A 20,462-nucleotide genomic window follows, 5' to 3' on the forward strand; every position below is an offset into this window, starting at 1 on the left:
TCATGCTCACCTCAGCTCCGGCACTTCAACGACAAATACCTCGCGCAGGTGATTAAACGAAGCGAACGGCTCGATCGTCGCCACGTGCGTGATGCCGAATTCACCTTCGTATCGGTCGACGACCTTCCCAACCTCAATCCCTCTCGGGAATACGAGACCTTTACCCGATGTGATAACCGTATCCCCCACCTGAAGCGGGTCGTTCGGGTCTATTTTCGTCATGACGAGCATGCGCGCCTCAGGGTCGTATTTCTCAATTAATCCGAACGACTCGTTCTCCTTCGTCTTAACTGTAACCGAGATCGCCTTGGAGTCCATCGCTGCCTTATCGTCTACCCCTGTCAGCAGCTGCACGACGGAATAGAAGCCAGATACGGCTGTCACTCTTCCGATCAACCCTTCAACGGACATGACAGCCATATTCGGACGTATTCCATCCTTCTCTCCCAAGTTCACGGTAATCGTTTTGCCCGGCTGATCGAACGAGATGACCTCGGCGATGCGGAAGCGGTATTGGTTCATCTGCTTCTGCCGCTCGGTGAAGCCGAGCGCATCCTGCAGCCGCTGATTTTGCAGCTCGAGGTCGTTCAGTCTCGTCGTATCGCGGGCGTAACGGGTCAGCGTCTCGCGCAGCACCTTGTTCTCCTCATAAATCGTGTACAGCTGCCCCACATCCTGAAAATATTCCGCGATCGCTCCGACCGGCTTATAGATCAAGCCCTGAGTGAACGCCACCGTATCCTTCATAACCTTCTCCGGAAACGTGCCGTACGCTCTCTTCCCAAAGGTAAGACCCATCAGGGCGATGAAGCAAATAAGCCCCAGCATCAATATAAGCAGTCTTTTGTTCCCCAATAGCTTCACGGCTTACACCTTCCAACCTTGCACGTATTAACGTCTCGACGCCTTGCTCGTTGGGCCGGACCGCGTGCGGAACAGGTGAATGTTCTCCAGCGCCCGTCCCGTTCCGATTGCTACGCAATCCAGCGGATTCTCTGCAACGAGCACCGGCATTCCTGTCTCGCGGGACAGTAGCTTATCCAGATTGCGCAGCAGTCCCCCGCCTCCGGTCAGCACGATACCGCGGTCCATAATGTCGGCCGACAGCTCAGGCGGACACTTCTCCAGCGTCACCTTCACCGCGTCCACGATGCTGTTAACCGTATCGCTCAGCGCATCTGTAATCTCCTCCGACGTGACGCTCATCGTCTTCGGCAGCCCAGACACGAGGTCGCGGCCGCGAATCTCGAATCGTACAACCTCGTCCATATGCAGCGCCGAGCCGATCTCCATCTTGATCTGCTCGCTCGTACGCTCCCCGATCATCAAGTTGTAGGTGCGCTTAATGTATTGAATGATCGCTTCATCCATTTCATCGCCGGCCACACGGATCGATCGGCTCGTAACGATTCCGCCCAGCGAGATGACCGCAACCTCGGTCGTACCGCCGCCGATATCGACGACCATGCTTCCCGTTGGCTCCCATACGGGCAAGTCCGCGCCGATCGCTGCCGCGAACGGCTCCTCGATCGTATAAGCCTCACGCGCACCAGCTTGACGGGTTGCATCCTCGACTGCCCGCTTCTCCACCGCCGTAATGCCCGACGGCACGCAGACCATGACGCTCGGATGGCGCTGGAACAACAGGCGCGGCTTCTGGGCTTGGCGTATAAAATATTTAATCATCGTCGAGGTCGTCTCGAAGTCGGCGATTACGCCATCCTTCATCGGACGAATAGCACGGATGTTGCCGGGCGTCCGGCCGATCATCTTTTTCGCGTCATTCCCAACCGCCTCAATCGTTTTCGTATCGGTCCGAATGGCGACAACCGAGGGCTCGCGCACGACAATCCCTTTTCCCTTCACATATACAAGCGTATTCGCCGTTCCTAAGTCAATGCCTAAATCTTTCGTAAATCCTCCGAATCCGAACATCTATGCTGCTCCCTTCTCTATCTTGAAGGCGTATATTCACGCGTCTAGCTATTATATTACATCATTCCAAGCTCCTTCAAACTGACGAAGCGCTGATCACCGATAATGAGATGATCCAGCAGCTCAATGCCGATCAGCTCGCCAGCCTCCGCGAGCCGCTTCGTAATCTGAATATCCTCTGAGCTCGGCGTCGGATCTCCGCTCGGATGGTTATGCGCACAGATGATTGCCGCGCTGCTGCGCTTGATCGCCGCTCGAAATACTTCGCGCGGATGAACGATGGAAGCGTTCAGACTGCCCATCGACAGCGTCTCCTGCCCGATGACATGGTTCTTCGTATTCAAGAACAAGCAGACGAAGTGCTCCTTCTGCAAGTAGCGCAAATCCTCCATCAGCAGCGAGGCCGCATCCTGCGGCGAACGAATCGTCACCGTATCGTCCATCGATGCCTTAGCCAGCCTGCGTCCGAGCTCGACGCCTGCCTTGATCTGCAGCGCCTTCGCGGTGCCGATCCCCTTGAACCCGATCAGCTGCTCGATGCTGATGTCCACCAGCTGCCGCAGGCCGCCGCTCTCACGCAGCAGACGCTCCGCAAGTCGTATGGCCGATTCCTGTGCTGTACCTGTTCGGAGCAATATAGCGAGCAGCTCCGCGTTGCTTAATGCTTCAGCCCCATGCTGCAACATACGTTCTCTAGGTCGATCCTCACTCGGGACATCGCGCAACGAAACATTGAGCGATTCCATGTATCAATGCTTCCCCTCTTTCACATTTGTTAAGAAATACCATTATACCACGATTGTTAGTCAAAAGACAGTCAAGCCCCAATCACTCAGCATGTCATACAGCTTCGACACCGGCAGCCCGACGACCGAGAAGTAGTCGCCTTCAATCCGCTCCACGAGCGTCGCGCCGAAGCCCTGAATGCCATACGAGCCCGCCTTATCCATCGGCTCGCCTGTGGCGATGTACCGTCGCAGCCGCTCATCATCGGCCGACTTCATTCGCACGACGGTGCGTTCATGAGCTAGCCGTGCTGAGCCGTCTGTTGTCAGAATACACGCGATGCCGGTGTACACCTCATGCTCCCGCCCCTGCAGCATGCGGAGCATGTGCAGCGCGTCTGCCTCATCCTTGGGCTTGCCCAGCACGTGGCCGTCCTGCACAACAATCGTGTCGGAGCCAATAATGACGGCGTCCGACTCCAGTGTGCCGCTTGCCCGGCCCTGCTCGAGCACCGCCCGCGCCTTGCGCTCGGCGAGCTGCTCGACGATCTGGTGCGGGTCTAATCCTTCCTCGGTCGACTCATCCGCGTCGCTCGACTGTACCCGGAACGGCAAGCCGATTAGGGCGAGCAGCTCCTGTCGCCGCGGCGAGGAGGAGGCGAGAATGATTCGAACTTTTTGCTCCGAAATCGACATAAATCTTCTCTCTCCTATCGAATAGTGTAGTTAGAGCTTGCGGAATAGCCAGAAGCCTGCAGCAAGCCCGGCAAGACTGATCAGATTCAAGCGAATGAGCAGGTCCAGGTCGTACTTGAGCACGAGCAGGTCTGCCTTAGGCTGCCACGTGAGCTCAACGGTTTTCGTTAGGAAGGATAAGGCCGAATACGACGCAAGCAGCTGACCGATGAGCGTTCCAGCGACAAGACCGATCAGCAGCATGAAGACGAGGGTGATCGTATTTTTTTTCAATGGATAGCTTACCTCTTTCAGGAAAATATGATTCCAGCTACCGACTGTACATCGGCTCTGTCCGTTGTTCATCCACAAAAAAATGATGCGATAAAGCCACTCGTTATTATACCACATTTGAGAAAAGTCACATCTTTTTTCATGCGAGGAGATCAGTTCGGAGCCGCAAAGGCGGCCGCATCGGATAAGCGAATCCGAGGCAGTGAGAGTAACGCTGTTACCGTGATGGATTGGAGTGTGGCCGCGGGCTGCATAGCTGGTGCATGTTACCGGCTTACAGCGATGCGCAGAGCTTGTACAATGTTAACCGAAAGGGGTGAACCGGATGGCTGCACGTCGATTGCTCGCTTCTCTGCTCGCGCTTAGTCTGTGGGTCATGCCCGGACAAGCGGTCGCCGCAACGGTTATTCTCGACGCTGGTCATGGCGGCAAGGACCCGGGCGCTGTCTCGGCAACGAAGCTGCAGGAGAAGGACGTCAATCTGGACATTACTAGACGCGTCGCAGACCTGCTCATCAAGAGCGGCTACTCGGTTGCGATGACTAGAGATACCGATGTATATTTATCGCTCAGCGAGCGTGTCGCTTATGCGAGAAATACCGATGCCGATATATTCGTTTCGATCCATGCGAATGCGCACACAAGTCATTCCGTCCGAGGCGCATTGGTCCTATACTACGATCACGCATATCCCCAGGATAAATATCCGGCCAGCAGCGAGATGAAGCTGCTCACCCCGGAAAGTCGCGAGCTGGCGCGGCTTGTGCAAGACGGTATGGTCGAGCAGACCGGTATACCCGACCGCGGCCTCGTGCCAAGCTCGGTGTATGTGGTGCGCATGGGCAACATGCCGAGCATCCTAGTCGAGACGGCGTTCCTCTCGAACAGTACGGATGCGGCGCTGCTCGCTTCGACCACGTTCAGACAACAAATCTCGCAAGGTATTGCCCAAGGAATTCAAGCATACTTGCCGCTCCACGTGACGTTCCCGGATACGCGCAGCCACTGGGCTCGCGAGTCGATTCTGCGACTGAACGAGCTCGGCATCGTGACCGGCTCTGGCGACAACAAGTACGAGCCGGACCGCGCCGTCACCCGCGCCGAGCTCGCCACGCTGCTAGGCCGCATATTCCCGCTGGACAAGCTCGCGGCTGAGGCAGCAGTCGCGATGAAAGCGCCGTCAAGCAGCGCTTGCGCACCAAAAGGTGCAGCTGGCAGCGGTGCGTCGGGCAGTGGTGATGGCGCGACAGAAAGCAGGGCGGCGACTGACGGGGCAGTAAACAGCGGTAGCACGCCAAGCGGCGCGACGGACAAGTGCAAGGAAGCGCAGCACATATCGGCGCCGAAGAACGCGTCCGATTTCAAGGACGTGTTGTCGGCACACTGGGCATACGCACAGCTTGATCTGGCCGTCAAGAGCGGCCTTCTGAGCGGCTACGAGGATGGTACACTCCGACCGGATGCGGTCGTAAGCCGTGCAGAGGCAGCCGTTATGCTCAACCGTCTCGTGAAGCCGCCTACGACGGAGCTGACATTCGCTTCATTCAGCGATGTACCTAGGGAGCATTGGGCCTTCGATGCGGTCTCAGCGCTAGTGAGCAGCGGCCTTGTTCAAGGCATCACTGATCAGACGTTCGCTCTTGACCGTAAGCTAACGCGTGCGGAAGCAGCTGTCCTGATGGATCGGCATCTTCATCCGAGCAAGCCGTAACGAATGAAATGGGGTGTCCCGTAGACTGAAAATCGGCTGCGAGACACCCCTTTTACCGTATGAGCAAGTAACGATAAGATGGAAACGTAAGCTTAGGACACCGTAACCGTCTTCAGCAGCTCCTTCTCCGCCACCAGATATTGCATTAACGCCGTCTGAGCTTGCCAGATCAAGGATGACGACGGGTTCTTCCGGTATTCCTCTAGCGATACGACTGCTGTATTCAGCGCGCTGTTCATCTTCGGCAATGCTGTCTTGCCAGCCTCTCCGAGACCTTCGCCGACGGTAGAGGCAGACTTCGCCCAAGCTTGATGCGTCGACTTAATCGTCTGGAGCGCCTTCTCGTCGATCGGAGTTGCTTCCGTCTCTGCCGCGTGCACGACAGTCTGAGCTGCGATCTGCTGCACGAGCTTGCTGCCCTGATCCATGTAGCTGACGAACTGCTCCGGCTGCTTGCCGCTCCAGCGAATGCTCGACACCGCAGGGATTTCATACGGCTTCAGCATCACATCAATACTCTGGTTCTCATAAAATTGCGACAGCCCGAGCGCCTCATCGCGGCTCGATGCCATACCGACGAACAGTGTATACTTGTCGCCGGCCTCGCTGACAGCAGCCAGTCCCTTCTTGCGGAAGGCAGCCGCCTCCGACTCCGAGCTCTGCGCCGTGCTGAACACGCCGCCCTGCAGGAACGTATAGCTGCGCATCGGCAAGTTAACGGCGACAGCGTCGCCTGCTTCAAGCCCCGACACAGCCGCGCCAGACTGACCTGCCTTCGCCTCGGCTGCACTCCCTTGAGCAGCGGCGCCAGCATCGCTGCCTGCGGCCGTCTTCCCCTGCTGCGCCGTTGAGCCTGTCTGAATGGCAGGCTTCAGCGGATCGCCCTCTTCACCGCCGGCGAACATCGACAGCACGAGGAAGCCGAAGGCGACGCCCGTCACGACTGCCCCCGCAACAGACGCTGTTATTTTCAAAAACGATCCTCCGCCCGGCGGTCTTGAATAATGCAGCTGTTCATCTACGATGACCTCACGCTCGCTATACCCATAGCCGCCGCGTCCAGTTCGCGTCTCCCTCTGATATAGACCGGTCTCCGGGTTAACGTCTGCTCCGCCCGTCGAGCGAATCGCTTGCTCCACCCGCTCCACCTCTAGGTCGAACGAGCTCTGCCACCCGCCGAAGTCTGTATGGAAGTCGTTAAGCGGCTTAATGACCGTCCCCTTCTGTGCTGGCGGTGTAAACTCCGAAGCTTCTGCTTCTACTTCTGTACGCTGGTCTGCCGAGCTTGGAGCGGCTTCTATGGATGAATCCTCATACAGGCGATATTCATCTGGACGCAGAGGAATCACATTAGACTTGTGATCACGAACCTCCTGCCCTTGTCCCGACGAGAAGCGAAACGTCATTTTCGACTTATCAGCTTTGTTCATTGCTTCAACTCTCCCTTGTCCCTATATTGTGTTACTAGACTATGAGAGTCGATCTGCAATTAGAACTCGATTCGTACATAATTAAGGCTGAGCACTACCTTCTTCCAAACGCCACATGTATAATGGAAACGTACATAGTGTCCGGCTGCACAACCATCAGCAGCAAATTATCGAACAGGCGGTGTTCCTATGAAACGGGAAGAAGGCTTAAGATTAGTTGAGCAAACGAAAATTATCGCGATCGTACGCGGTGTTGAGAAGCTGCACATTCGAGGCTTGGCCGAAGCGCTATTGGAGGGCGGCATTCCAGTCATGGAGGTGACCTTGAATACACCGGGCGCACTTGAGATGATTACCGAGCTGCAGGCTGCGCTTGGTGACCGGATGTATATCGGAGCAGGCACGGTGCTCGATCTGGACGATGCGCGCAATGCGCTATCCGCAGGGGCTTCGTATCTCGTCACGCCGAACATGGATGAAGATGTGATTCGCTTCGCGGCAGAGCAGAACGTCCCGATCTATCCGGGGGCGATGACACCGACAGAGATCGTGAAGGCTTGGAGGGCCGGAGCGACTGCGGTCAAGGTGTTCCCAAGTGCAAGCCTCGGGCTGCCATTCCTGAAGGAGCTGATGGGACCGCTGAGCAGCATTCCGATGATTGCGGTAGGCGGTGTAACCGAGGACAACATTGCCGAGTTCGTGAAGCTTGGCTGCTACGGCGTCGGCATCGGCGGCTCCCTCGTCAATCTGAAGGAGATCAGCGCCGGCAACTACGACTGGGTGCGGGACAAGGCATCGCGTCTGTCCGCTCGCATTAAGGCGTAGCCATCTACGTACAAAAGGCTGACTACGTTCCATCTCGGAACATAATCAGCCTTTTTACATTCTGCATTCGCTGAGAAACAAAGCTACTTCTGCCCCGCTCGCGCTTCCAGCGCCTGTGCAAGCCCGTAGGCCGCCTTCCAGATGTCTCCTGCGCCCATCGTAATGACCAGGTCGCCTGAGCGGATCGTGTCTAGCAGGTAGGCCTGCACTTCTTCCTTCGTCGGCACATACTTCACATTCGGGTTGCTGTTCTGCTTGATCAGCTCGACCAGCTTGGCGGACGTAATGCCCTCGATCTGCTTCTCTCCCGCAGGCGAGTAGATGTCGGTAATGATTACCTCGTCCGCATCCGGGAACGCGCGGCTGAACTGCTCGAACAAGAAGAACGTACGCGTGTACCGCTGCGGCTGGAAGACGGCAATAATGCGCTTGCCCGTCGCCCTCGCCGCCTGAATCGTCGCTTCGATCTCGGTCGGATGGTGCGCATAATCGTCTATGACGAGCATGTCATCGACCTCACCGAGCACCTGGAAGCGCCGCTTCGCGCCGCGGAACTCCGTGATCGCCTCAGCTACCTGCTCGAACGTCAGGCCTGCCTCCATACACGTAATCAGCGTAGCCATCGCATTGTACACGTTATGACGTCCTGGTACGGACAGTCGCATCGTGCCGAGCGTTTGCCCGTCCCGAACGACCTCGAACGACACCTTGCGGTCGCCCAGCACGATGCTGCGCGCCATCACATCCGCTTCCGTATCGATTCCGTACGTAATGACCTCGCTCTGAATCGACGGCATCATCTCGCGCAAGTACGCATCGTCCTTGCAGATGACCGCCTTCCCCTCCGGCTTCACCTGGCTCAGGAACTGGGCGTACGCCTTCTTCAAGTTATCGAAGCTGCCATCATAATTCTCAAGGTGATCCGCTTCCACGTTGTTCACGAGCGCAATGAGCGGATTATACTGCAGGAACGAGCCATCGCTCTCATCGGCCTCGGCGACGACATAGGCGCCCTTGCCTGCCTTCGCATTGCTGCCGACGTTGAGCAGCTCGCCGCCGATAATGAACGTCGGGTCCTGTCCGCAATGCTCCAGCACAAGCGCGATCATCGAGGACGTCGTCGTCTTGCCGTGCGCGCCGGCTACCGCAATGCCCTTCTTCGCGTTCATTAATTTCGCCAGCATTTGGGACCGATGCAGAATCGGTATGTTCAGCTCCTCCGCTGCCACCATCTCCACGTTGTCCTTGGACAATGCCGTAGAATAGACGACGACGTCGGCGCCTGATACGTTGCTCGCCTCGTGTCCTATGAACACACGCGCGCCCTTCGCCGCCAGCTTTTCGGTCAGCTCGGCCTGCGCGAGGTCAGAACCCGATACGTTATAGCCCATTTCAAGCATCACCTTGGCGATGGCGCTCATGCCGTAACCGCCGATACCGATAAAATGGATGTGCTCCGAAGTATTCACGCTCGTTTCACCAGCCTTTTTCAGAATCGGATTGATGCTTGACCCAGGAGCGTACATCCCCGATGACATAAAGACTTCCGGATACGACGGCCAAATCGTCCTGCGCCGTCAGCGACGTTAAGCGCTCCAGCGCTGCCTTCCAGTCCGGTTCGATAATAATTTCCACTTGCCCGCGGCCGAGCTCGTGCGCCAGCTCCTTCGCCATATCGGCAAGAGCAGACGCAGCAGCCTTCTTCAGCCAATCCGGCTCGGTCACGATAAGCGTATCCACTATTGGCAGTATATGCCTCAGATAGCCCGAATGATTCTTATTTGTGACCATCCCCATCATAAAATGAAGCTTATTATACGTGTACGTGCTCTTCAGTGTAGCCGCAAGCGCAGCAGCGCCCTCCGGATTGTGAGCACCGTCCAGCAGCAAGCGAGGCTCTCTCGACACCAGCTCCATACGACCCGGCCAGCTCGTCTCCCTCATCCCCTTGTACAGCGCTTCGTCGTCAACGATGAGCGCGTAGTACTGTCTGAGCACCTCAATAGCCATAATCGCCGCCGCTGCATTATGCACCTGATGCTCGCCGTTCATCCGAATCGTAACGTCATCGATACGACGGAACAAGCCGTCGAAGTGGAACGCTTGCTCGTCCTCCCGCGCTGAGACAAGCTCCACGCGGTACTCCGCCCCGAGCTTATACAGCTTGCTCTGCTTCCGCTGTGCCGCCGCTTCGATGACCGCAAGCGCCTCGGGATCGGTCACCGCTGTCACGACTGGGACGCCAGCCTTGATAATACCCGCTTTATGAGCCGCGATCTCTGCGATCGACTCGCCCAGCAGGTCCATATGATCGTGTCCGATGTTCGTAATGATCGAGACGATCGGCGTCACAATAGTGGTCGCGTCCAGCGTGCCGCCAAGACCAGTCTCCCAGACGACGAAGTCCGGATAAGCGACTCGAGCGAAATATTCAATCGCCATGACCGTCGAGATCTCGAACATCGTCGGCTGCCCGTGCAGCTCGGACACCTCGTCGACGATCGGCTTTATTTTATTAACGACATGAAGTAAATCCTCCTCGGAGATGTTCACGCCGTTCATTCGAATGCGCTCCGTGTACGTCTCGATATAAGGGGACGTGAACGTCCCCACCTCATAGCCACACTGTCGAATCGTCTCGGACAAGTAGGCGCATACAGAGCCCTTGCCGTTCGTACCTGCGACATGAATGAACTTCAGTCTCCGGTGCGGATTGTCAAGTCGCTCCATCAGCAGCTCCATCCGCTCAAGTCCAAGCTTAATACCCGTCACCGGCATGAACCGGACGATCCAATCTATCGCCTCACGCGCAGTCGCAAAAGGGGCCGCGCCCGGCATACTCACCTCACCGCTCATCTATGCTCACCCCTTCAGCTCGCCGATTCGAGCGATAACTTTATCTCGCTTATCAGCATAATCAGCCAGCTTCGCCTTCTCTTCTTCGATTACCTTCGCAGGCGCCTTCGCTACGAAGCCTTCGTTCGACAGCTTGCGCTCGATTCGCTCCACTTCGCCATGAAGCGTCTGCAGCTCCTTCTCGAGGCGCGATATTTCCTGGGCAATGTCGATTAAGCCCGCCAGCGGCAAGAATAGCTCCGCTCCGGTGACAATTCCCGTCATCGCCTTATCCGGCGCGCTGATCGCGCTGTCGATCACGAGCTCCGACGTGTTGCAGAAGCGACGCACATACTCTTGATTGCGCTGCAAAATGTCGAGCGTCTCCGCGCTCGTCGGCTTCAGCTGCAGCTCGATCTTCTTGCTCATCGGCACGTTCACCTCCGCGCGAATGTTGCGGACCGAGCGAATGACGTCCATGAGCAGCTCCATCTCCTTGACCGCCTCCGGCGCTTCGAACGCAGAGTCGACCACCGGCCAAGCTGCGAGTGTAATCGACTCGCCCTCATGCGGCAGATGCTGCCAGATCTCCTCGCTGATGAATGGCATGAACGGATGAAGCAGCCGCTGCGTCTGGTCAAGCACGTAAGCAAGCACCGACTTCGTCGTCTTCTTCGCCTCTTCGTCTGTGCCGTACAGCGACAGCTTGCTGAACTCGATGTACCAATCGCACAGATCGTCCCAGATGAAGTTGTAGAGCAGTCTTCCCGTTTCACCGAACTCATAGACATCGATCAGGCGCGTTACATCGCGAACCGTCTCGTTCAAGCGGTGCAGAATCCAACGGTCCGCCGTACCGAGCTTGCCGCTAAGGTCAATATCGCTCACCGCGAAGTCTCCCAGATTCATGAGGGCGAAGCGGGATGCGTTCCATATTTTATTGGCAAAATTACGCGCCTGCTCAACCTTCTCCCAACGGAAGCGAAGGTCCTGACCTGGCGTCGAAGAGGTCGATAGCATGAAGCGCATCGCATCCGCGCCATACTTCTCGATGACCTCGATCGGATCAACCCCGTTGCCGAGCGACTTCGACATCTTCCGTCCCTCCGCGTCGCGGACAAGACCGTGCACCAGCACGTCCTGGAACGGAATGCGGTCTGTAAACTCTAGGGAGCTGAACACCATGCGCGCTACCCAGAAATAGATGATGTCATAGCCGGTTACGAGCAGGCTGTTCGGGAAAAAGCGCTTGAAGTCAGCCGCTTCCTCATCCGGCCAGCCCATCGTCGAGAACGGCCACAGCGCCGAGCTGAACCATGTGTCGAGCACGTCCTCGTCCTGCTTCATATGGGTGCCGCCGCAGGATGGACATACAGACGTCTCCTCGCGAGCGACGACCATCTCGTTGCAATCCTGACAATACCAAGCCGGAATACGGTGTCCCCACCACAGCTGGCGGGAGATGCACCAGTCGCGCACATTCTCGATCCAGTGCAAATATATTTTCTCGAAGCGATCCGGTACGAAGTTAACGCCTTCGCCTGACTTCTGCGCATCGACAGCGCGGTCGGCGAGCGGCTTCATCTTCACGAACCATTGCGTCGACAAATACGGCTCGATCACCGCACCGCTGCGCTCGCTATGGCCGACCTGGTGCGTATGCTCCTCGATCTTCACAAGAACGCCGAGCTCCAACATGTCTGCGACAATCTGCTTGCGGCACTCGAAGCGGTCGAGTCCTTGATATTTGCCTGCATTCGCATTCATCTTGCCCGATTCGTCCATGACGAGCACCTGAGGCAAACTGTGGCGATTGCCGACCTCGAAGTCGTTCGGATCGTGCGCTGGCGTAATCTTCACCGCACCGCTCCCGAACTCCTTCTCCACGTACTCGTCGCCGATGATCGGAATTTCGCGTTCGACAATCGGGAGCACGAGCGTCTTGCCGATCAGATGCTTATAGCGCTCATCCTCCGGATGGACAGCTACCGCTGTATCGCCCAGCATCGTCTCCGGACGGGTCGTCGCCACGATGATCGATTCGCTGCTGTCCTTCACCGTATACTTCAGATGATACAGCGCGCCTTGAACCTCTTTATATTCGACCTCAATATCCGACAGCGCCGTGCGGGCGGCCGGGTCCCAGTTAATAATATATTTGCCGCGATAAATAAGTCCCTTCTCATACAGACGAACGAACACCTCGCGAACCGCCTTCGACAGCCCCTCATCGAGGGTGAAGCGCTCCCGCGAATAGTCGAGGGAGAAGCCCATCTTCGCCCACTGCTCGTGAATCGTGTTCGCGTACAGCTCCTTCCACTCCCACACCTTCTCGAGAAACTTCTCGCGTCCGAGGTCGTAGCGCGTCACGCCTTCCTCACGCAGCTTCTGCTCCACCTTCGTCTGCGTCGCGATGCCCGCGTGGTCGGTGCCCGGCATCCAGAGTGCGTCATAGCCCTGCATCCGCTTCGCGCGGATCATAATGTCCTGCAGCGTGCAATCGAGCGCATGCCCGATATGGAGCATCCCGGTCACGTTCGGCGGCGGGATGACGATGCTGTACGGCTTCGCCTCCGGACGCTGTCCTGCCTTGAAATATTGGCCCTCGAGCCAATAATCGTACCATTTCTTCTCGCTTACCTTCGGGTCGTACGTCGTCGGCATTGCCGTCTCCGGCGCCGCTTGCTTGTTCTGTTCCATGCATCTTCTCTCCTTGTCACAAGTTGTCATACACTAGACCTGCACCTGCGTAGCAGGCTCCGAAGCAGCTCGGACCGTACTGCAGGTGTTTGATTAATACCATTAACTATTCGTATGTTGAACAAAAAAAGCCCGCCGCCCGTAAAGGACGAAGGCTTTCGCATCCGTGGTACCACCTTTATTCCGCAGTCTATGCCGCCTTAGACCTGTCCATGTGACAACAAGCAGGCTAGGCGCATCCATTGCGGCGCTCGAACAGATAACGGCTGTGACCGGCCGAATCTAAGCATCGCTTCAATTCGGCAACTCCGGGGCGACTTCGACAGGTACATCCTGCAGAACCTCTCAGCTGGTGCCGGCTCCGCTCTCTGAAGGGCTCGCTGCCTACTATTCCCTTTCCACGTTATTACAGCATCTTCATGCGTATTATCATAAACAATCGAGGCGTCAGAGTCAACATGTCGAGCACTCGACTTCGCGCGAATACGAATAACCCGGAAAGCCTCAGAGGCCGTCCGGGTGCTCGTGCACAAGTATGAAGTCTTATCTCGGAATACGAACGATTTGACCGACTGCAATGTCATTATCGCCAAGACGGTTGTAGAGCACGATTTCTCTCGCGTTCACGTTGTATTTCTTCGCGATTGACTCCAGCGTGTCGTCCTTCTGCACGATAACCATACGCAGCTTGCGGAATTGCTGCTGCTCGTCGCTTGTGCTAAGCAGCATGCTCTTCCACTCCACACGCTCTGCGGCTGTCGTCGCAGGTGCGGCTACAGCTTGCTGCTGCGCGGCAGGCTGATCTCCTTGCGACTTCGCACCGCTGAAGCTCATGAGCGAGGCGATGCCGCCTGGTGCCTTGGCAGCTGGTGCTGCGTCCACGGCAGGCTTCTTCGCGCCGAATGCGACCTTGAGCTCCTTCTTCTCCTCGACTGCTGCGATCGGCTGCTCCGCTTGCACCGGAACAGGCACAGCAGACGCCTCCGCGTTCATCGCTGCCTCAGATGCTTGCTCGACAGCCTCAAGTGCAGCTGGTGCTGCTGGTGCCGCTTGCGGCTCTGCGGCGCTTACCGGCTCGACGCGCTCGGCATCGCTGCTGGCAGCAGTCGCATCCTGAGGAGCTTCCTCCTCGCTAGCGGCTGAACGCATCGCAGGCTGCGCTTGCTCAGACTGCTGTGCCCATTGCTGCCAATCGGAGCGAGCTGGCGCTGCATCGCTGGCGCTCTCCGAGCGCTGCGGCTGCGTCTCCAGCGGTGTCGCGCTGTCCTGACGGCGGCTGTCCGGCTCCCAGCTCTGCTCATCGTTAGCTGGCAGCTCCAGACCGTTCAGCGAGAGCACACCGGTGATGTTCAAGCTGCGGGACGTCAGCAGATCGACATCGAAGTTGTCGATTTCAACGGAGATGTCCTCAACGCGCGCTACGCGGCTCATCGGCAACGTAATTTCAACCGGAATCAGATGCTCCAGCGTCTGTCCCTCCTGCTGCTGCTCATCCGTATACGTTCCGCTCAGAAGTAGGTTGCCCCGCAGTACAGCTTGTTCCCCTTGCGAGATGACCTGAATATGAGGAACCAGCTCCACGCCCTCCAGCGCCTGGATGCCGAGCACTCCCTCATGAAGATGAACACGCTCATAAATATCGAATCGCAGTCCGTTTTGTTCTGTAGCCAATGTGTAATCCTCCCTTTCGTATTTCTACCTTTTCTCGCGAAAAGAAATACTAGTGCCGTCGTCTATCTCATTTATATGGCACTGCCGAGAGGAGCATGACTACTATTTTTTCAACCGTTGCAGCAGCGCGTGGAAATCGTCCGGCCACGGCGCCTCTACCTCGATAAGCTCGCTCGTAAGTGGATGCGGGAACGCAAGATGTTCGCCGTGCAGCGCCTGACGCCCGATGGCATCCGGCTTCCCTCCATATAATAGGTCGCCGTACAGCGGGTGTCCGGCATCGCTCAGATGCACCCGAATCTGATGCGTCCGCCCCGTCTCCAGCCGCAGTCGGACGAGCGAAGCGTCTCGGTACGTCTCTAGCCGTTCGAACCGTGTGACCGCATGCTCCCCCCGCGGCGACACGCGGCGCCTCGTCGGATGGTGACGATCCCGCCCGATCGGCGCATCGATGCGTCCCGCTGCCTTAGCCAGTCTGCCTTGCACGACCGCTATGTACGTACGGCCGATCGCCTTCTCCCGCATCGCAGCGTCCAGCACCGTCTGCACCCAGGCGTGCTTAGCGAACAACACCGGGCCTGTCGTATCCTCGTCAAGCCGATGAATGTGCCGCGCTCTCACACGCTGTCCATCCGATGCCAGCAAGTAATCGACCGCCTGCAGCAGTGTACCCCGTTCACCCGCCTCCGTCGGATGCACCTTCATACCCGCAGGCTTGCTCACCACGAGCGCGAAGTCGTCCTCATACAGGATCGCGACATCGCCGCGTCCTCCAGCCTCTGCGTCGAGCTCGCAGACCGTGTCCGCTGGCTCATCAGGAAACAGCTTCAACAGAAGCCTCCTGCCCTTCCACTGCAGCCCCTCCTGCCGCAGAAGCGTGCGGCTCCACTTCTCCCCGATGATTGCTGCGGCTTGCTTCGCCGCTTGTTCAACTGATTCCAGCGTATCTGCCACCTCAAGCTCAAGCCATTCGCCCTTGCGCCGCCAATGCATCATCGAGCTTCCTCCTCCAGACGCCCGCCGGCGTGCTTGCTCTCTTGGCGCACCTTCAGCCATTGATACGCGACCAGCATGACAAGTGCGGCTGCGAACAAGCCGAATACGACATACAGCTCGAACGGAATTCCATAAAAACTATATTTTTTTAACACATAAGCCGCCCCTGTCCTTGATATATGTGAATGAACACGTTCCTCACATTTTACCAAAGCAGATCCATTCCGCAAAGCGGTTACACTGCCAGGTACACCTTTACTTACAATTCGGGTGATCTATTAAATAGGTGGTAATTATGATAGAATGTGAGAAGAATTGTCGATAAAAGAAAGCAAATATTTGCTTGGGAGTGGAGAATATTGAAGGGCCAATTGCTAGCTGTTCGAAAATGGGGCTGGCTGAAGAAGATTTTATTTGCGATCGCTCTGCTTACCTTTATGACATCGAGCTTTTTGTACTTAACGCCTCCAGGTGGAGATATGCGAATGTGGATGGCCGAGACGGTCATTACGACGCAGCATCGCAGCTGGGCATGGATATTCGTCGGCGCCGAGCGGCGCGACCAGATGGTGCAGAAGATGCACAATGACATCGAGGATGCGGCGAAGGAGAAGCAGGACCTGAATCTGGTCAAAATTCGCAAAAACGGCGAAAAGGCGCGATCCATCGATGAGCTCATCAAGGTCGAGGATATTTCCGGACAGTTCTGGAAGGGCAAAAAAATGTACGTGTACGACCCGACCACGATCAAAATTATGACGCCTCACAAGCCGGGTGAGGGTGAACGGATCAGCTCCATGGTGACGCGCACCGGAGCGGTCGCCGGCGTGAACGGCGGCGCCTTCGACGACCCTGAGGGACTCGGCAACGGCTTCGCGGCAATCGGGTTTATTATCTCGGACGGCGAAATCATTTTTACCGACAAGGACGGCTCGATCCCGCAGCACATCGTCGGCTTCACCCGCGAGGGCCAGCTCGTCGTCGGTAAGTACGATGCGTTCCAGCTTCGCGACATGGGCGTATCCGAGGCGGTCTCGTTCTACCCTCGTCTCATCGCTAACGGCAAGCCGCTCATTACGAACGGCGACGGCGGCTGGGGACGCGCACCACGGACAGCGGTCGGACAGAAGGCGGACGGAACGGTCATCTTCCTCGTCATCGACGGTCGCCAATCGCATAGCGTCGGCGCTACGCTGAAGGAGCTGCAGGATCTGTTCCTCGAGGAAGGTGTCGTGAATGCGGGCAACCTCGACGGCGGCGCCTCCTCCGAGCTTGTCGTAGACGGCGAGCTGCTGACGAAGCCATCGAGCCGTTACGGCGAACGACGACTGCCTTCCGCCTTCCTCGTCTACGATGATCCGTCATCGGTGAAGGCAACGCGAGTATGGGACGGCGTCGACAAGATCGATGCGGGCGGCTCGCACGACCATCCGGATTTTCTGCGCGAGCAGGCTGAGAAGAAGGCCCGGCAGCAGCAAGGGCAGACGACGCCGAAGACGACAGATCCGAAGGACGGCGCTCAAGGCACACAAGAAGGCAAGACCAGCACGCCGCAGACAGGCGCTGCGGGCGACGGTAATGCCTCAGGCGGCACAGCGAGCAAGGGCAAGGACGCTACGAACGGAACTGGCAGCACGAGCTCAGGCACAGGCGCGAATGGCAAAGCGACCTCGCCAGCGGCTCCGAACGGGACTGGCGCATCTTCATCGGGTACGTCGAAGCAGCCGACGAACGGCGGAGCAGATGATGAAGGCTCCAGCAGCACGACCGGCAATGGTGGTAGCGGTAGTCATGACGCTTCGGCAGGCAGTACGAGGTCGCCGAATGATGCATCAGGTGCAAGCTCTGGAGCGAATACGGGAGCCGGAACATCCGGCTCCTCACAGTCAGCCGGCACGCCAGCAACGCAGGACAAGCAGGACGACACAGCAGGCAAGACTGCTCCGAGCAATACTGGTGCCAGTGGGACAAGCTCCGGCAGCTCTGCAGGCTCTACGTCCAGCTCATCCGTTCAGTCGCAGGACGTGAAGGTCGCTCCGTCTATGAAGCTCGACGCGCAATAGATTACATACGAGTATGTACAGTTTTATTGAACACGGACTGACTCACGCTGTGCTGCGAGCTCACAACGCAAGTCAATCCGCATCGCCCTGACAATTGATTGTCAGGGATTTTTTTACTACCATCACATTTTGAGCTACGTGTTCATTTCCGCACCTGTCAGCGTTCCACGGTTAATCATGATCGTCTGATTACCGCTAAGGCTATTACCAGTTGCAACCAGTCTGTACGTACGCATACCGACAATCGGAGCGTCATCGCAGCCGATCATCGCTGTCGTAATTGGACTGTTCGCTGATACAGGCGTGTCACTGGCAGACTCAATTAAGGTGTTATCATCACGGAAGAACTGGAACGTAATTGTCGGGTTCGCCGAGCTCGGCAGCCATGTGATCGAGGTCGTCAGCCAAACCACATTATTCGCCTCATCCACGTTCAACGTCACAGACCCGAGATTCGCCATCGGAACTTCTGCTGTCAGTAAGTTATTCGCAAACTTCACACATTCAAACTCAATGAGGACACCTGGTGTCCCTGCAGGTCCTTGTGGTCCTTGTGGTCCTTGTGGTCCTTGTGGTCCTTGTGGTCCTTGTGGTCCTTGTGGTCCTTGAGCACCTTGAGGTCCTTGAGCGCCTTGAGGGCCTTGAGGGCCTTCAGGTCCTTGTGGCCCTGCTGCTCCAGCTGGCCCCTGTGGTCCTGCAGGACCCTGTGCCCCTGTTAAGCCCTGCGGACCTGTCATCCCTTGCGGACCAATCGGTCCTGCCGGGCCTTGTGGTCCTTGAGGACCTTGAGCACCTGCAGGTCCTGCTGGACCGGACCGTCCCTGCGGTCCTACGGGTGCGAATATTTTGACCTTCGTCGGACAGCATTTCAATACTTTACTGCGCTTCACATGAGTACTTTTTTTGCCCGGACACAATGGTTTCTTCTTGACCGGGTTAACTGGCTTCCTACACTTCGACTTCATATTCCATCCACCTCCTGGTATTTGTACACGATAGCATATGTACATCTACTGGAAATCGTTTGGATAAGCACCTATAAGTCCGGGTATAAGCGCCTCAATTATGAATGCTAATTGAATGATGGTTGTCCATAGGGCGATCGATCGGCTAGTTCGTCGCCACTCGTGCGTGGCGGACAAATAAAGGACCTGAACGGTTGAGTCGTTCAGGTCCTTCAATATAGCCAAGTTCGGATGATACTTCACGTTGAAGCTTAAGTCTACAGTCGCTGCAACGCCCGGCGCTGAGCTTCGATCGTCGCCTCAACGACATCGTCCCCATGCGCGGTAGAGACGAACATGCCCTCGAACTGCGACGGCGGCAAGCTGACTCCCTCGTCCAGCATCGCGGCAAAATAACGATTGAACCGCTGAAGGTCCGAGCGCTTCGCGGACTCATAGTCCGTCACCGGCTCTGCCGTGAAGAACGGACATACCATCGACCCGACCCGATTGATCGTCAGCTCAATGCCCAGCTCCTTGGCATTCGCAAGGAAGCCCTCCTCGATACGCGCAGAGCGGCGCTCAAGCTGCTCGTATACGCCCGGCTCACCGAGCAGCTTCAGTGTCGTATAGCCTGCTGCCATGGCGAGCGGATTGCCCGACAGCGTCCCCGCCTGGTAGATCGGCCCAACTGGCGCAATATGCTCCATAATCTCCCGCTTGCCGCCGTAAGCACCGACCGGAAGCCCGCCGCCGATCACTTTGCCTAGACACGTCAAGTCTGGTGTAATGCCATACAGCCCTTGTGCGCTGTGCAGACCGACGCGGAAGCCGGTCATCACCTCATCGAAGATGAGCACGCTACCGTATTGCAGCGTAATGTCCCGCAACCCTTGCAAATACCCTTCCGCAGGAGGTACGACTCCCATGTTGCCAGCTATCGGCTCTACAATAACTGCCGCGATGTCATCCCCGTACCGCTCGAACGCCACCTTCACCGATTCCATATCGTTATAAGGCACCGTAATCGTATTGACGGCAATGCTCTCCGGCACGCCAGGGCTGTCGGGCAAGCCCAGCGTCGCGACACCAGAGCCAGCCTTAATCAGCAGCGAGTCGGCATGGCCGTGGTAGCAGCCCTCGAACTTCAAGATCTTGCTGCGACCTGTATAACCTCTCGCGAGGCGCAAGGCGCTCATCGTCGCCTCCGTACCGGAGCTGACCATCCGCACTAGCTCCATCGACGGCACGCGTTCCAGCACGAGCTTCGCCATCTCCGTCTCTAGCTCGGTAGGAGCGCCGAAGCTCGTCCCATGCTCCGCCGCCTGCTTGATCGCCTCTATTACCTGCGGGTGGGCGTGACCGAGGATAAGCGGTCCCCACGAGCCGATATAGTCAATGAACTCATTGCCGTCTATATCCTTCACATAAGCGCCTGCTCCGCTTTTCATGAACAACGGGGTCAAGCCGACCGACTTGAACGCTCGTACAGGGCTGTTCACCCCTCCTGGTATGTACTGCTTCGCCTCGGCAAATGCTTGCGCAGACCGTGCATCCGTCCGTTTGTGCATCTCGTTCATCGTTAAGCTCCTTTACGAAGATATCACTTGAAAACACCGATCAAGCCATATATAATTATCCGCAAAATCATCCCCTGG

Annotated in this window: 17 protein-coding genes and 1 other annotated feature; of the genes, 3 read left to right on the plus strand and 14 right to left on the minus strand. The window is 57.0% G+C overall.

The features are described from left to right. Positions 1-6: 6 nt before the first annotated feature. From mreC to PAE68_RS17445, 5 genes are read right to left on the minus strand one after another with little or no spacing between them, the layout of a single operon-like run. Positions 7-864 (minus strand): rod shape-determining protein MreC, encoded by an 858-nt coding sequence (gene mreC, locus PAE68_RS17425; protein ID WP_281889054.1) that lies wholly within the window; start codon positions 862-864, stop codon positions 7-9. Between the two features lie 27 nt (positions 865-891). Next, entirely contained in the window at positions 892-1,935 is a 1,044-nt protein-coding gene (locus PAE68_RS17430) for a rod shape-determining protein (protein WP_281889056.1), read from the minus strand. A 56-nt stretch (positions 1,936-1,991) separates the two neighbouring features. Next, positions 1,992-2,681 (minus strand): RadC family protein, encoded by a 690-nt coding sequence (gene radC / locus PAE68_RS17435; protein WP_281889058.1) that lies wholly within the window; start codon positions 2,679-2,681, stop codon positions 1,992-1,994. A gap of 60 nt (positions 2,682-2,741) precedes the next feature. Then, complete coding sequence (locus tag PAE68_RS17440) at positions 2,742-3,356, minus strand: Maf family protein (RefSeq protein WP_281889060.1); 615 nt, start codon at positions 3,354-3,356, stop codon at positions 2,742-2,744. Between the two features lie 30 nt (positions 3,357-3,386). Continuing rightward, positions 3,387-3,629 (minus strand): DUF4321 domain-containing protein, encoded by a 243-nt coding sequence (locus PAE68_RS17445; RefSeq protein ID WP_281889062.1) that lies wholly within the window; start codon positions 3,627-3,629, stop codon positions 3,387-3,389. Positions 3,630-3,954: 325 nt separating this feature from the next. On the opposite strand from PAE68_RS17445, the gene PAE68_RS17450 reads away from it, so the two are divergent. Further along, positions 3,955-5,340, plus strand: a complete 1,386-nt coding sequence (locus PAE68_RS17450; protein ID WP_281889064.1) for an N-acetylmuramoyl-L-alanine amidase — start codon at positions 3,955-3,957, stop codon at positions 5,338-5,340. A gap of 92 nt (positions 5,341-5,432) precedes the next feature. Here the strand turns inward: PAE68_RS17450 and PAE68_RS17455 are convergent, their stop codons facing one another. Next, a complete protein-coding gene (locus PAE68_RS17455; protein WP_281889066.1) occupies positions 5,433-6,770 on the minus strand; it encodes a hypothetical protein in 1,338 nt (445 codons plus the stop codon). A 189-nt stretch (positions 6,771-6,959) separates the two neighbouring features. On the opposite strand from PAE68_RS17455, the gene PAE68_RS17460 reads away from it, so the two are divergent. Further along, entirely contained in the window at positions 6,960-7,595 is a 636-nt protein-coding gene (locus PAE68_RS17460; RefSeq protein WP_281889068.1) for a bifunctional 4-hydroxy-2-oxoglutarate aldolase/2-dehydro-3-deoxy-phosphogluconate aldolase, read from the plus strand. Between the two features lie 83 nt (positions 7,596-7,678). Here the strand turns inward: PAE68_RS17460 and murC are convergent, their stop codons facing one another. The 6 genes from murC to PAE68_RS17490 all read right to left on the minus strand — a co-directional run bounded on the left by murC (position 7,679) and on the right by PAE68_RS17490 (position 15,952). Further along, positions 7,679-9,064 carry a UDP-N-acetylmuramate--L-alanine ligase gene (gene murC, locus PAE68_RS17465; RefSeq protein WP_281889070.1) on the minus strand — a complete coding sequence of 462 codons (1,386 nt, stop codon included), beginning with the start codon at positions 9,062-9,064 and terminating at the stop codon, positions 7,679-7,681. 7 nt (positions 9,065-9,071) lie between these two features. After that, positions 9,072-10,451: a bifunctional folylpolyglutamate synthase/dihydrofolate synthase gene (locus PAE68_RS17470; protein WP_281889072.1), complete on the minus strand. Its 1,380-nt coding sequence runs from the start codon at positions 10,449-10,451 to the stop codon at positions 9,072-9,074. A 6-nt stretch (positions 10,452-10,457) separates the two neighbouring features. After that, positions 10,458-13,130 carry a valine--tRNA ligase gene (locus tag PAE68_RS17475; RefSeq protein WP_281889073.1) on the minus strand — a complete coding sequence of 891 codons (2,673 nt, stop codon included), beginning with the start codon at positions 13,128-13,130 and terminating at the stop codon, positions 10,458-10,460. A 141-nt stretch (positions 13,131-13,271) separates the two neighbouring features. Next, positions 13,272-13,540 (minus strand) — a binding site (T-box leader). Positions 13,541-13,673: 133 nt separating this feature from the next. Continuing rightward, positions 13,674-14,801: a LysM peptidoglycan-binding domain-containing protein gene (locus PAE68_RS17480; protein ID WP_281889075.1), complete on the minus strand. Its 1,128-nt coding sequence runs from the start codon at positions 14,799-14,801 to the stop codon at positions 13,674-13,676. Positions 14,802-14,903: 102 nt separating this feature from the next. Next, the gene (locus PAE68_RS17485; RefSeq protein ID WP_281889077.1) at positions 14,904-15,797 is read right to left on the minus strand and encodes an RluA family pseudouridine synthase; all 894 of its coding nucleotides are present in this window, start codon (positions 15,795-15,797) and stop codon (positions 14,904-14,906) included. Then, the gene (locus tag PAE68_RS17490; protein ID WP_281889079.1) at positions 15,794-15,952 is read right to left on the minus strand and encodes a hypothetical protein; all 159 of its coding nucleotides are present in this window, start codon (positions 15,950-15,952) and stop codon (positions 15,794-15,796) included. Before PAE68_RS17490 ends, PAE68_RS17485 begins: the two co-directional genes overlap by 4 nt. Before the next feature lie 204 nt (positions 15,953-16,156). Here PAE68_RS17490 and PAE68_RS17495 point away from each other — a divergent pair, with 204 nt between their 5' ends. Further along, a complete protein-coding gene (locus tag PAE68_RS17495) occupies positions 16,157-17,860 on the plus strand; it encodes a phosphodiester glycosidase family protein (RefSeq protein ID WP_281889081.1) in 1,704 nt (567 codons plus the stop codon). A 134-nt stretch (positions 17,861-17,994) separates the two neighbouring features. Here PAE68_RS17495 and PAE68_RS17500 read toward each other — a convergent pair whose 3' ends face one another. Both PAE68_RS17500 and hemL read right to left on the minus strand, forming a co-directional pair. Further along, positions 17,995-18,825, minus strand: a complete 831-nt coding sequence (locus PAE68_RS17500; protein ID WP_281889083.1) for a hypothetical protein — start codon at positions 18,823-18,825, stop codon at positions 17,995-17,997. Positions 18,826-19,082: 257 nt separating this feature from the next. Then, positions 19,083-20,384 carry a glutamate-1-semialdehyde 2,1-aminomutase gene (gene hemL, locus PAE68_RS17505; protein ID WP_281889084.1) on the minus strand — a complete coding sequence of 434 codons (1,302 nt, stop codon included), beginning with the start codon at positions 20,382-20,384 and terminating at the stop codon, positions 19,083-19,085. Positions 20,385-20,462 lie beyond the last annotated feature (78 nt).

The sequence above is a fragment of the Paenibacillus sp. YYML68 genome (assembly GCF_027923405.1).
Taxonomy (GTDB): Bacteria; Bacillota; Bacilli; order Paenibacillales; family NBRC-103111; genus Paenibacillus_G.